The sequence below is a fragment of the Janthinobacterium sp. BCJ23 genome (assembly GCF_059617945.1).
Genome location: NZ_JCAQAW010000005.1, coordinates 78,469 through 91,181 on the forward strand (window position 1 = coordinate 78,469; position 12,713 = coordinate 91,181).

The following is a 12,713-nucleotide window of genomic DNA, read 5'->3' on the forward strand; positions in this document are numbered from 1 at the left end:
CAGCAACTATTTGGAAAGCTCTTTCGGGATGGGGCGTTTGCCCACCATCACGTCGAGTGCCGCTTCGCGATTCTTGCGCAGCACCGTCATTTTAGCTTTTTCGCCGGGCGGCAGTTGGGCGATCAGGTTGAGCATTTCCGTCGTGTCGCCGACGGGCTTGCCTTGCACCGTCAGCAGGATGTCGCCGGGCACGATGCCCGCCTTGTCGGCCGGGCCGTTGCGCACCACGCCGGCGATGATGGCGCCGCTGGTGCGCTGCAAGTTGAAGCTTTGCGCCAGCTCGGGCGTAATGTCCTGCGTTTCCACGCCGATCCAGCCGCGCACCACGTGGCCATCCTTGATGATGGCTTCCATCACCGTCTTGGCCGTCGACACGGGAATGGCGAAGCCGATGCCGACGGAGCCGCCGCTTTGCGAATAAATCGCCGTATTGATGCCGATCAGATTGCCGCGCGTATCGACCAGGGCGCCGCCCGAGTTGCCGAAGTTGATCGCCGCATCCGTCTGGATGAAGTTTTCAAAACTGTTGATGTGCAGGTTGTTGCGGCCCAGGGCGGAGATGATGCCCATGGTCACCGTCTGGCCCACGCCGAACGGGTTGCCGATGGCCAGCACCACGTCGCCCACACGCGCCAGCTCCGACTGGCCCAGCACGATGACGGGCAGCTTGTCGAGGTCGATCTTGATGACGGCCAGGTCCGTTTCCGGGTCCAGGCCCACCACCTTGGCCGGCGCCTTGCGGCCATCGGTGAGCACCACTTCGATTTCATCGGCGCCTTCGACCACGTGGTTGTTGGTCAGCACATAGCCTTCATGGCTGACGATGACGCCGGAGCCGAGGCTGTTTTTCAAGTCGTCGTCATCCCCGTCGTCCGGGTCGCGGTCGCCGAAGAAACGTTTGAAGAAGGGATCGCGCGCCAGCGGATGGGCGCCGCGCTTGGGGACTTGCAGGGTGAGGATGTTGACGACGGCGGGCATGGCGCGCGCCGCCGCGTCGCGGTAGGAGCCGGGCGCCAGGCTGCTCGACGCCGTTTCCACCACGGGCACCGGTTTCGCGGGAGAGCCCAGTTGCTGTACCCGGCTGGCCGGGCGCAGCGCGCCGTACACAAAGTACAGCGCCAACGCGATCGTCACGGTTTGCGCAAACAATAACCAGAATCGTCGCATACAGTTCTCTGCCCAGGTCAGCCGGCCCGTGCCGGAACGACTTATTTTGCCAGATCGTTGCTATTCTGTCCGTTCTTCTGCAGCGAGTCGCGGATTTCACGCAGCAGCATGATGTCTTCCGGCGTGGCCGGTGCCGCTGCCGGCGCGACCGGTTCGCTGCGGCGGGCCTTGTTCATCAGGCGTACCATCTGGAAGATGATGAAGGCGAGAATGACGAAATTGAGCAGAATGGTCAGGAAGTTACCGTAGGCCAGCACAGCGCCCGCCTTTTTCGCTTCCACCAGGGTCAGGGTGGTGGCTTGGCCATTCAGGGGCAGGTAGTAATTGGCGAAATCGAGGCCGCCGAAAATGCGGCCGATAGGTGGCATGATCACGTCTTGCACCAGCGAATCGACAATCTTGCCGAAGGCACCACCGATAATGACACCGACCGCCAGATCGACGACGTTACCCTTCATTGCAAATTCTTTAAATTCTTGCATCATTGCCATGAATTTCTCCTTCGGATAGATATAAAAACATGCCGATCATACTATTGATTCCTGGGGACACCAACTTGTGGTTGCCGGCAGGACCAATTCCGGCACAGCCATGCGCATCTAGTTCGAAAGAACTAGCCACCTCCTGCAAAAGTATATAAATTATGGTACAAGCAACGTTTTTGTTTTATTCGTTGTTTGCTTCACTTATAATTTGCGGTTGCCAGAAGTGGGTTTTTCACTTCCGGATAATCAACAAGAAACTGGCACGGGCTGCGCCATTGGCCGAAGTTCCGCAGGGATGTTGCCACGTTACCGTACAAAGATGCGGATCGCGGCAATCAGTGGGATAGAGCTTCGGCGACGGGTTTTTCGCGGCTGCCACTCATAATAAAGATTCGCATTTTGACTGATTGGGGTTTGCATGAGTAACGAAAAGCAGGTCGATTCAGGCCGTCGCGGCTTGCTCGTCGCCACGTGCGCGGCGGGCAGTGTAGTTGGATTGGCAACCGCGGGAGCCTTGGTAAGCACCTTCCAGCCGTCGGAGCGCGCGAAAGCGGCTGGCGCGCCGGTCGAAGTAGACATCACCACCTTGCAACCCGGCGAAATGCGCACCGTCGAATGGCGCGGCAAGCCGGTCTGGATCCTGAAGCGCACACCGGAAATGATCGCGTCCCTGAAAAAGACCGACGGCAAAGTCGCTGATGCCAATTCCCAACGCAATCCCGCCGAATTCACGCCTGAATACTGCATGAACGAGGCACGCTCGATCAAGCCTGAAATTCTCGTCGCCGTCGGCATCTGCACCCACCTGGGCTGCTCCCCTTCCTCGAAATTTGCCCCCGGCCCGCAACCGTCGCTGCCCGATGACTGGGAAGGCGGCTTCCTGTGCCCTTGCCACGGCTCCACCTTCGACATGGCTGGCCGCGTGTTCAAGAACAAGCCGGCGCCGGACAACCTGCAAGTGCCGCGTCATATGTATCTGAGCGACACCAAATTGCTGATAGGTAAAGACGAGAAAGGCGAGGCTTGATCATGGCTGCTTTCAAAGAGACGAAATTCCCGGCAGACGCTCCCGTCGCCGAAAAAGCGCTGGGCTGGGTCGATGACCGCTTTCCCCTGACCAAGCTGTGGAACGACCAATGGGGCAAGTACTACGCCCCGAAAAACTTCAATTTCTGGTACATCTTCGGCTCGCTGGCCATGCTGGTGCTGGTCTTGCAGATCGTCACCGGCATCTTCCTGACCATGCACTACAAACCGGATGCGGCCCTGGCCTTCAATTCCGTCGAGTACATCATGCGCGAAGTACCATGGGGCTGGCTGGTGCGCTACATGCACTCGACGGGCGCCTCGGCCTTCTTCATCATCGTCTACCTGCACATGACGCGCGGCCTGCTGTACGGCTCGTACCGCAAGCCACGTGAACTGATCTGGCTGTTCGGTTTCGCCATCTTCCTGTGCCTGATGGCCGAAGCGTTCTTCGGCTACCTGTTGCCATGGGGCCAGATGTCGTACTGGGGCGCCCAAGTGATCGTCAACCTGTTTGGCGCCATCCCGCTGATCGGCCCTGACCTGTCGTTGTGGATCCGCGGCGACTATGTTGTTTCCGACGCGACCCTGAACCGCTTCTTCGCCTTCCACGTGATCGCCATCCCGCTGGTACTGCTGGGCCTGGTTGCAGCGCACTTGATCGCCCTGCATGAAGTGGGCTCAAGCAATCCGGACGGCATCGAAGTGAAAGAAAACCTGGGCGCCGATGGCCACCCGGTCGATTCGATTCCTTCGCATCCTTACTACACCGTGCATGATCTGTTCGGCGTATCGATCTTCCTCGTCATTTTCAGCGCCGTCGTCTTTTTCGCGCCGGAAATGGGCGGTTACTTCCTGGAATACAACAACTTCCTGCCAGGCGACTCGCTGAAGACCCCGCTGCACATCGCGCCAACCTGGTATTTCACGCCGTTCTACTCGGTGCTGCGTGCCACCACGGCCGACTTCATGTACGTGCTGATGGGTGTCGTGGCTGCCTACGTGGTGTTCATCTGGCTCAAGTCGCGCCTGTCGACGATCGTCAAGTCGGTCATCGCCGGCATCGCCATCGTCGCCATCATCGGCATGCTGCCGCAGGTGCTGGACGCGAAATTCTGGGGCGTGGTGTTCTTCGGCGGCTCCGTCGTGATCCTGGCCTTCCTGCCATGGTTAGATCATTCGCCGGTGAAATCGATCCGCTACCGTCCGACCTGGCACAAATACATCTATGCCATCTTCGGCCTGTCGTTCCTGATCCTCGGCTACCTCGGGACCCAGGCGCCAACGGATGCGAAAACCATCGTGTCGCAAGTGTGCACCCTGATTTACTTCAGCTTCTTCCTGCTGATGCCATGGTGGAGTGCCATGGGCAAGTTCAAGACCGTGCCGTCGCGTGTGACGTTCCACCCGCACTAAGCCGCTCTCACGCCACGCTCAAAGGACATACATCATATGAAGATTGCAAAAAAACTGCTCGCCATCCTGGCACTCGTGCCCGCCATGGCTCTCGCCAGCGAAGGCGGCTTTCCGCTGGACAAGGCACCTGACCGCCAGACCAACATGGCAGCGCTGCAGCATGGCGCCAAATTGTTCGTCAACTATTGCTTGAATTGCCACTCTGCCGTGTCGATGCGCTACAACCGCCTGCGCGACCTGGGCTTGACGGAAGACCAGATCAAGCAGAACTTGTTGTTTACCAGTGATAAAGTGGGCGACCTGATGACGACAAGCCTGGCAGCGCAGGACGCCAAGGCCTTCTTTGGCGTCGTACCACCCGATTTGTCGGTAATTTCGCGCGCGAAATCATCTTCCGCTGGCACAGGCGGCGACTACCTGTATACTTACCTGCGTACGTTCTATAAAGACGACACTCGTCCGACCGGCTGGAACAACATGGTCGTGCCGAATGTTGCCATGCCGCATGTATTATGGGAATTGCAAGGTGTCCAGACTGCCAAGTTCGTGGAAGAGAATGATCCGCACGAAGCTGGCAAGAAGATCCACAAATTTACCGGCTTCGAGCAGGTCAAGCCAGGTACGTTGAACAAGATCGAGTATGACAATGCGGTAGCCGACCTGGTCGGCTACATGGAGTGGATGGCCGAACCGGCACAGCAGACACGCAAGCGCCTGGGCGTGTGGGTGCTGCTGTTCCTGTCGGTCTTTGCTCTGCTGGCATGGCGCCTTAACGCGTCGTTCTGGAAGGAAGTCAAATAAGTGAGGCGCCGGCCATAGGCCGGTTTATGCCTGTTTCTGCGTTGTCCGCATGAGTGGACAAGCGACCTGGGGTGAGCCGTTCGCGGCTTCACCCCCTTTGTTTCTAAGGAACTATAAAAAATGATGGTTCTCTATTCGGGTACAACCTGCCCATTTTCGCAACGCTGCCGCCTGGTTCTGTTTGAAAAAGGCATGGATTTCGAAGTGCGCGACGTCGACCTGTTCAACAAACCGGAAGACATTTCGACCATGAACCCGTATGGCCAGGTGCCTATCCTGGTCGAGCGCGAACTGATCCTGTATGAATCGAACATCATCAACGAGTACATCGATGAGCGCTTCCCGCATCCGCAACTGATGCCGGCCGATCCGCTGATGCGTGCCCGCGCGCGCCTGATGCTGTTCAATTTCGAAAAAGAACTGTTCGTGCACGTGCACGTGCTGGAAAGCGAACGCGCCAAGAGCAACGACAAGGCCCACGACAAGGCACGCGCGGAAATCCGCGACCGCCTGACGACCCTGGCGCCACTGTTCCTGAAAAACAAGTACATGCTGGGCGACGAATTCTCGATGCTCGACGTGGCTGTCGCGCCGCTGCTGTGGCGCCTGGACCACTACGGCATCGAACTGTCGAAGACGGCTGCACCGCTGATGAAATACGCCGAACGCATCTTCTCGCGTCCAGCCTATATCGAAGCACTGACCCCTTCCGAAAAGGTCATGCGCCGCTAAAGATAGGCCCGGCAGGCTACGCCTGCCGGGATATCTGCGTCTTTTGAATTACCGGTGCGCCCGCCTCAAGTTTGACGGCGGCGCTCCCGCCTCACAGTGCCTACCATGTCTGAAATCTCAACCAAACCTTATATGCTGCGCGCCATCTACGAGTGGTGCACCGACAGCGGCTACACGCCTTATCTCGCGGTCAAAGTCGATTCGCGCACCACGGTACCGATGGAATACGTGAAAAAGGGCGAAATCGTGCTCAACATCAGCTTCGGCGCCACCAGCGGCCTGAAGATGGACAACGACGCCATCCGCTTCCACGCCCGCTTTGGCGGCGTCTCGCGCGAAATCTACGTGCCGGTCGACAACGTGATGGCCATCTACGCCAACGAAAACGGCCAGGGCATGGCTTTCGAGCCCGTGCTGGGCAACGACGACCCCGATGCACAACCGACGGACAGCCCGGCCTCCGCCGACGTCCCGCCGCCAGTGCTCGCCCCCACCGCCAGCGCCCCGACCCTGTCATCCGTGCCGACCAGCTCCCCCGAACAACGCGACAGCGCCACACCAGGCGACGACGAGCCACCAAAAAAAGGCGGCCGCCCGACCCTGACACGCATTAAATAGCGTATAATTCGCAACGCGCAGTTTTTGCCGACTTAGCTCATTTGGTAGAGCAGTTGATTTGTAATCATCAGGTGGCCAGTTCGAAACCGGCAGTCGGCACCAGAATTCAGTAGGAAATCAAAGGGTTACCCGCTTCGGCTGGTAGCCCTTTTTGTTTCCGGCTTAGGTGTCGTTTCCATCTAACCCTTGAATAGCTTGCTTTGTCTAATCCGTGTGCAGCGGTTTATGTACGGATCGTCCTTTCGACAAATAAGGCAGTGTCAATTGCTGAGCTCTCCTAATCGATCAGCAACATCAGAAAGACATATCAGTAGCGATTGCCGCTCATTCTCTGGCATCGTTGCGGCGAATGCGATAACTGTATCGACAGTTTCATTCTTGTAGCGATTCGCAAACTGCATACGTTCGCCACTTGTAATTGCCAAAATTGCGCTGACTGTTAGGCTAAGGTCGGTAGCCTCAAGAATGTATCCAGGTGTCTCAGCAGCAATGATGTGCAGTGGAGATATTGCCTTTCCTTCGGCCTCTTTGGCAATCCAGAACTTGATTGGTGCAGGCAGGACAGCATTCGTATTAGGTTTTCCCTTAACGAGACTACTATTTGAAGTACTAGACTTGCCGGCTTTAATTAGTCCTCCTGCCATATCGGCACGGATTGCCAAGGTAAAGTCATGAGCATCGACAAATCCCGGTCTGGAGTCAGTGATGATGGCGCGTACGCCGCATGAGAAAAAGCCGGACTGATCCCTATCAATGTACGGCTGCAATTTAACTGCACTTGCTTGCACCACCACTTGAGCGTCAGCACATGCCAAACTTAGTGAACCTGCCAAAAATAAAATGTACTGAAGCAGTCTCTTGATTTTCATTGAACATTCTCCCAGTAGCATTGCGTTCGATTGTAAACCGACTTCTGCCAGAGAGATCATCATTGCGTCAAGTAACTCAAGCCACCACTTGCATTGACAGCAATACTGTCAGCATGACTTTGGCCTTTCCCCACTTCACGCTCGCATTGCTGCACCGCGCAATGACTATCAGCACATTTAGGCGCAAGATGAGCATGTGCTTGCGCAATGCAGGCTCCCGATGTCTGGCTTGCCTACCTGGGGGAATATCATGTCCGCACACACTTACAAGCTGATCGAACTGGTGGGAACGTCTACCGAAAGCAGCGATCAGGCGATACGCGATGCCATTGCCAAGGCGGCGCTGACGGTCAAGCATATGGACTGGTATGAAGTGACGGAGTCGCGCGGCCATATTGTCGATGGCAAGGTGGCGCATTTCCAGGTCACGCTCAAGGTTGGCTTCCGGCTGGAATAAAGGGACCGAGCAAGGCAGGCGGCGCGCTCAGCGCCGCCCAGGTACTCCCCGGCTCTCCAGCCACTCCCGGCCGCCGCTGTCCAGCGCGGTCTCGATGACCTTTTCCGGCAAGCTGTAGACGGTCGCCCAGCTGGCGCGGCCGTCCTGCGTGTTGGCGGGAAAGCTGTGCGTCTCGATGGGCCAATGGTATTTGCGTTTCAGCGCTTTCACGATGGCGGCCAGCGAGACGCGGCCTTGCAGCGGTTCGGCGCCGGACTGATCGCGGTTCGACAGCAGCACGGCCAGGACCTGGCCGCGGCCCGTGCGTGCGCCGGGGAAGGTGGGGGTTTTGTTTGCCATGGCCTATTTTACCGGGCAATTATCGGCGCGAGGCGATGTGCCGCACCTTTGATCTGGCGCAAACGCCGCATCGGCTTTGCGGCCACGATAGACGTTTCGACAGGTTGCCAGTGCCCCTCTGGCAGCTTGGTCCTACCATCACGGGGCACAGGAGCCTATCATGCACAGCCTGAACATCCACGCCATGCAATGGCAGCCCGTCGCCGATATTTCCGCCGTCAATCCGCTGCTGCCCGACGACCTCGCCTGCTTTCGCGAACTGCGCGACGTGCTGCAACGTTATGGCGCGCTCGACCGCTTCGGCATTTCCCTGATCCACCGCCATTTCGACATCGCCGACGACGAGGAGCTGATGGAGTACACGAATGCGGAAACCCGCACCTTGACGGTAAAGCCTGTCAAGAAAAGCGACATCGACTGGCAGCACACGACGATTACCAACTGGAAACTGACGGAAGGCGAGGAGGTGGCGCGCATCGGTTGCGGCTGCGCGCGCAATTCCGGCGGCCACCTCGGCTATCACCGGGGCACCTGAAAGCGGCGTCGGCCTTTCTTACACTTTGCTTCCACCGGCTCAGTCCGCTTTGCGCAAGCCCTTGATTCAATATGCTTTTTTTGTGTGGCACGCAAGCTGCTTATCACTGTCTACGAGATGAATCCAGGCAGGTCATTCTGGATTCTTTCTCCCCCGGATTTTCCGAGACTGACTACGATAAGAGGCTGCGATGAACGTCGATCACACACGAAGCAAGACCCTGGGTTGGCTGGGCGCACTGGCGGCGGCAAGTCTGCTGGCCAGCGGCCAGGCGCAGGCCGGCGCGTACGGCCTGGCCGTCAACGAATTGAACTCTTTCCGCATCACCACCAGCGCTGGCGCGCTGTCGCTGGCCGGCGCCAACCGCAATGCCAGCGACAGCGCCTTCTTCGAGGGCGGCGTGGCCGTCAATCCGCGCGCCGTCAATACGGGCCCGGCCGCCAACGCCGACGTGCTGCAAGTATGTTCGGGCGGCGGCTGCAGCGGCTTGCCGCAAAATAACTACGCACCCAGCCCCAGTTCCACCCTGGAGTTCGCACGTGGCGACGCGCATGCCTTTGGCAATATGCTCACGGCCGCCGGCTCCACCGTGCGCGCCGTTGCGGAAGCACAGCGCGACACGGTCGGCGCCGCCACGGCCACGGCAGGCGATACGCTCACCGGCTCCGTCAACCTGACCCTGTCGAGCGCTGGCTTCATCACCTTCAACTTCATGGGACGGCGCGACCTGCGCACCAGCGTGACGACGATGGGTGACAAGTCGAGCGTGTCGATCATGGATATCTTCAATATCTCGTGCAATACTTCCAGTCCCGTGGGCTGCCTGTCGAACGCGAATGCCGATGGCGTGATCTTCCAGTTCGCGCCCGATGGCGACGCCAACAATGGCAGCGACGTCAATGGCAACCATACGGTCGGCAGCCTCGATCCCTTCAGCCTGAACATGACGGCCGGCACCAACGACCCGGCCACCGGGCGCGCCTTCACGAATGGCTTTGCGATGTTTTCGCTGACGTCGAATTTCGCCCTGCCCGCCGGCAGCTACACCTTGAACTTTTCCAAATCCACGCGCACGGACATCGTCGTCATCGAACCCTTGCAAGTACCGGAGCCAGGCACTTTGTTCCTGCTGGGCACGGGACTGGCAGCCCTGGCTTTTACGCGCCGCCGGCAGCCGAAATAATCCGCAGCATGAAAAGCACGCGGCGCCCGCAAAGGCGCCGCTTTTTTATGCCGGCAGAGATGTGTTAACCGAGCCGCGCCAGCGCCCGGCGCGCCAGTTGCAATTGCTGCAGATAATAGCGGTGCAGCATGGCGGGATCGCTCAGGTCACGCCCCAGCACCAGGCGCAGCTCGCTGGCGGGGCAGTCGGCTGCCTGGATCTGCACCTGGGTACGTACCTGTGCGCCAAGCTGGCGGGCCAGCTGACGCGCCGCCTGCTCCTGCGCGGGCCGGTATTCGACGCGCGTGCGCGCCACCTGGAAGCTGGTTTCATTGGCCAAGCGCACCACCTGCACGGGAGCACCGGCCAGGCTGCGCGCCAGCGCGGCTGCCAGGCCGGGCACGCCGTTGCCATTCACAATTTCCAGGCGCGGATGCGGCGCACCGGCCACAGGCACCGACGCCGCCGGCAACGACGCGCTAACGGGCAGGCTGCGCTCCGCCGCCGGCACGCGCCGCAGGCGGGCCATGCCATCGCTCTGCGTAATCTCCACGCGCGCCATGGCGGGCGCATCCGGCACAGGCTCGGGCACAAGCTTCGGCGGCGCCTCGCCGCGCAACAAGGCCATGTCGCGCCGCACATCGTGTTCCTGCAAGCTGGCCGCCTGGCGCCGCATGACGGCCGCGCGCTCATGCTGCCCCAGCCGTTCGAGCACTTGCGCCAGATGCCGCCAGGCCAGCGCATTGAGCGGGTCGAGCAGGCAGGCCTGTTCCAGCGCAGTCAACGCTTGCGCATCGCGTCCGCTTAAATAATAGGCATGACCGAGATTGCTGAACAGATAGGCCTGCCGCGGCTGCGGCATGCCCGCCTCCTGCGTCAAGGCCAGCCAATGGGCGATCGCCGCGTCGTGTTCACCGCGCTGCGCATGCAGCACGGCCAGGCCGTTGCGCGCGTTCACGTGGCGCGGCGCATGGCGCAGGGCTTGCTCATAGGCCGTTTGCGCCGCAGGCAAGTCGCCCCGCACGAAATGCTGGCGCCCCGCCGCATAGGCGGCATCGGCGTCGGACCACGCCGCCACCGGCAGGTGGGCCAGCTGCGTGGTACAGGCGGCCAGGCCCAGGCAGGCGCAGGTGGCGGCCAGGCGGGAAATCGTCAAGCGCATGGTAGTTCCTTTCAGCGGCTGGCCATGGCCGGCACGAGCACGCGATAGACTTCGATCACGGCCGGCCCCATGAGCACCAGCATCAGGGTGGGAAAGACGCAAAAGATCAGCGGGAACAGCAGTTTCAGGGCGATCTTCGCTGCCGCCTCTTCGGCCAGCAGGCTGCGCTTGCCGCGCAGGTTTTCCGAATGCACGCGCAGCGAATCGCCCATGCTGGTGCCGAAGCGCTCCGATTGGATCAGCATGGCGACGAGGGTGTCGACGTCTTCCACGCCGCTGCGCAGGGCCAGGTTACGCAGCGCCTTTTCCTTGGAAAAGCCGGCGCGCATTTCCATCAGCACCAGCTGCAATTCCTGCGCCAGCACCACGCTCTTGATATGGATTTCGCCCGACACCTTCACCAGCGCGCGCTCCAGGCTCAGGCCCGCTTCCACGCACACGGTCAGCAAGTCGAGCGCGTCGGGGATGTTTTCAAAGATGTCGCGCTGGCGCCGTTTGGCCGTGCTGGCCAGCACCAGGTTGGGCAGGTAATAGCCGACGGTGGCGCTGACGCACAGCAGCAACAGCAGCACGCTGCGCAGCTGCGCCGCCATGGCGCTGGCCGCATACAGCCCCAGCACGGTGGGAAACAGCAGGGCCAGCACGGTCTTCGCCGCAAAATACAGGGCCGGTGCGCTTGCCTGGCGCCAGCCCGCGTTCATGAAGCGCGTACGCAGCGGCGAACGTTCCCAGCCCTCTTCCGGCAGCGACAGCTTGCTGAACGGCTGCGCCACGCGCGCCACGCGCTCCACCCAGCCATTTTCCACCACCGCTTCGCTGGCGGCCGGCGCCGTGGCGCCAAACAGGCGCTGGCGCAAAGTGCCAGGAAAGAAGATCACCCACGCCAGCAGGGCCAGCGCCACCACCACGGCAAAGACGATCACGAGAAACAGCAGTTGTGCACCGCTCATAGCACCTCCTGTTTTAGATGCGGATACGGATCACATTGCGCATCCAGACCACGCCCAGCGCCACCATTCCGGCCGCGTACCATAGCAGTTTGATGCCGCTGGGATCGGTCCACAGCAGGCGGATGTATTGCGGGTTGACCAGGGCCATGACGCCGATCATCACCACCGGCATCAGCCCCAGCACCCAGGCCGACATGCGCCCCTCGGCCGACAGCACGCGCACCTGCCCCAGCAGCTTCAAGCGGGCGCGGATGATGCGCGCGATGCTGACCAGCACCTCGGCCAAATTCCCCCCCGATTCGCGCTGCACCAGCACGGCGATGACGAGGTAGCGCAAGTCCGTCAGCGGAATGCGCGCGGCCAGGTTTTGCAGCGCCTCGTTCATCGGCACGCCGTAATTGATCTCTTCGTGCGCCATCTTGAATTCGCCGCTGATCGGCTCATTGAGTTCATCGCCGACCATCTGCAGCACGTTCGAAAACGAGTGCCCGGCGCGCAGCGCGCGGGCCAGGAAATCGGCCGCTTCCGGCAGTTGCGCCTCGATCTTTTTCAGCCGCGCCGCGCGCGCGCGCAGCACGCACAAACACGGTGCGCTCACGGCGCAAGACAGCAGCAGCAAGGCGCCGGGCAAAGGCATGGACCAGGCCATCAGCAGCAGCAAGGCCGCCAGCAGCAAGGCGCCGGTGCCGCCCAGGAATTGCGCCACCGACCAGGACAAGCCCGATTGCAGCAGCAAACGATCGAGCCGCGCCGCCTGCGGCGCGCGCCGCAGCAAGCGCTCCAGGCCGGGCGAACGCGCATAGCGGCGCTGCTTGAGGATGGAGACCCGCTCGCCGCCCCCCTCGCCGCGCGCCGCCATCAGCCGCAAGCGCCGGTTGATGCGCCGCGCCGCGCTGCCATGCGTGCCCGACCACCACAGCCAGACTCCCTCCACCATCAGGATGCAGGCGGCGAACAGCAGCACGGCAAAGCCGTAGAAGACCAGGTCCATGGT

The 12,713-nt window shown here is 60.6% G+C and carries 15 protein-coding genes and 1 tRNA gene; 9 read left to right on the top strand and 7 right to left on the bottom strand.

Going from position 1 to position 12,713, the window contains the following annotated elements; all coding sequences use genetic code 11:
* Positions 1–6: 6 nt before the first annotated feature.
* On the bottom strand, positions 7–1,167 hold the full coding sequence (locus AC54AG_RS17260; protein ID WP_072455825.1) for a Do family serine endopeptidase: 1,161 nt from the start codon (positions 1,165–1,167) through the stop codon (positions 7–9).
* 41 nt (positions 1,168–1,208) lie between these two features.
* Complete coding sequence (gene mscL / locus AC54AG_RS17265) at positions 1,209–1,658, bottom strand: large conductance mechanosensitive channel protein MscL (protein WP_496631059.1); 450 nt, start codon at positions 1,656–1,658, stop codon at positions 1,209–1,211.
* 412 nt (positions 1,659–2,070) lie between these two features.
* Between mscL and petA the strand changes: the two genes are divergently transcribed.
* The 6 genes from petA to AC54AG_RS17295 all read left to right on the top strand — a co-directional run bounded on the left by petA (position 2,071) and on the right by AC54AG_RS17295 (position 6,347).
* Positions 2,071–2,679, top strand: a complete 609-nt coding sequence (petA, locus tag AC54AG_RS17270) for a ubiquinol-cytochrome c reductase iron-sulfur subunit (RefSeq protein ID WP_034753009.1) — start codon at positions 2,071–2,073, stop codon at positions 2,677–2,679.
* A gap of 2 nt (positions 2,680–2,681) precedes the next feature.
* Positions 2,682–4,094, top strand: a complete 1,413-nt coding sequence (locus tag AC54AG_RS17275; protein WP_034753602.1) for a cytochrome b — start codon at positions 2,682–2,684, stop codon at positions 4,092–4,094.
* 36 nt (positions 4,095–4,130) lie between these two features.
* Entirely contained in the window at positions 4,131–4,895 is a 765-nt protein-coding gene (locus AC54AG_RS17280; RefSeq protein WP_034753006.1) for a cytochrome c1, read from the top strand.
* 120 nt (positions 4,896–5,015) lie between these two features.
* Positions 5,016–5,627, top strand: coding sequence for a glutathione S-transferase N-terminal domain-containing protein (locus AC54AG_RS17285; RefSeq protein WP_010394154.1), 612 nt, complete (start codon positions 5,016–5,018; stop codon positions 5,625–5,627).
* A 105-nt stretch (positions 5,628–5,732) separates the two neighbouring features.
* Positions 5,733–6,245: a ClpXP protease specificity-enhancing factor gene (locus tag AC54AG_RS17290; protein WP_128140997.1), complete on the top strand. Its 513-nt coding sequence runs from the start codon at positions 5,733–5,735 to the stop codon at positions 6,243–6,245.
* Positions 6,246–6,271: 26 nt separating this feature from the next.
* Positions 6,272–6,347 (top strand) — tRNA-Thr (locus tag AC54AG_RS17295).
* Between the two features lie 158 nt (positions 6,348–6,505).
* Here AC54AG_RS17295 and AC54AG_RS17300 read toward each other — a convergent pair.
* Complete coding sequence (locus AC54AG_RS17300; RefSeq protein WP_139143477.1) at positions 6,506–7,114, bottom strand: hypothetical protein; 609 nt, start codon at positions 7,112–7,114, stop codon at positions 6,506–6,508.
* Positions 7,115–7,364: 250 nt separating this feature from the next.
* Between AC54AG_RS17300 and AC54AG_RS17305 the strand changes: the two genes are divergently transcribed.
* On the top strand, positions 7,365–7,571 hold the full coding sequence (locus AC54AG_RS17305) for a dodecin (RefSeq protein ID WP_034753599.1): 207 nt from the start codon (positions 7,365–7,367) through the stop codon (positions 7,569–7,571).
* Positions 7,572–7,598: 27 nt separating this feature from the next.
* On the opposite strand, the gene AC54AG_RS17310 is transcribed toward AC54AG_RS17305, so the two are convergent.
* Positions 7,599–7,910 (bottom strand): hypothetical protein, encoded by a 312-nt coding sequence (locus tag AC54AG_RS17310; protein ID WP_070304507.1) that lies wholly within the window; start codon positions 7,908–7,910, stop codon positions 7,599–7,601.
* 160 nt (positions 7,911–8,070) lie between these two features.
* Between AC54AG_RS17310 and AC54AG_RS17315 the strand changes: the two genes are divergently transcribed.
* The gene (locus AC54AG_RS17315) at positions 8,071–8,445 is read left to right on the top strand and encodes a hypothetical protein (RefSeq protein ID WP_219328501.1); all 375 of its coding nucleotides are present in this window, start codon (positions 8,071–8,073) and stop codon (positions 8,443–8,445) included.
* A 190-nt stretch (positions 8,446–8,635) separates the two neighbouring features.
* Complete coding sequence (locus AC54AG_RS17320; protein ID WP_072455836.1) at positions 8,636–9,628, top strand: EDSAP-1 family PEP-CTERM protein; 993 nt, start codon at positions 8,636–8,638, stop codon at positions 9,626–9,628.
* Positions 9,629–9,692: 64 nt separating this feature from the next.
* Here AC54AG_RS17320 and AC54AG_RS17325 read toward each other — a convergent pair whose 3' ends face one another.
* The 3 genes from AC54AG_RS17325 to AC54AG_RS17335 are packed head-to-tail and all read right to left on the bottom strand — an operon-like array spanning position 9,693 to position 12,710.
* Positions 9,693–10,769 carry a LytR C-terminal domain-containing protein gene (locus tag AC54AG_RS17325; RefSeq protein ID WP_496631061.1) on the bottom strand — a complete coding sequence of 359 codons (1,077 nt, stop codon included), beginning with the start codon at positions 10,767–10,769 and terminating at the stop codon, positions 9,693–9,695.
* 11 nt (positions 10,770–10,780) lie between these two features.
* Positions 10,781–11,719 carry a type II secretion system F family protein gene (locus AC54AG_RS17330; protein ID WP_034752990.1) on the bottom strand — a complete coding sequence of 313 codons (939 nt, stop codon included), beginning with the start codon at positions 11,717–11,719 and terminating at the stop codon, positions 10,781–10,783.
* Between the two features lie 13 nt (positions 11,720–11,732).
* A complete protein-coding gene (locus AC54AG_RS17335; RefSeq protein WP_496631063.1) occupies positions 11,733–12,710 on the bottom strand; it encodes a type II secretion system F family protein in 978 nt (325 codons plus the stop codon).
* Positions 12,711–12,713 lie beyond the last annotated feature (3 nt).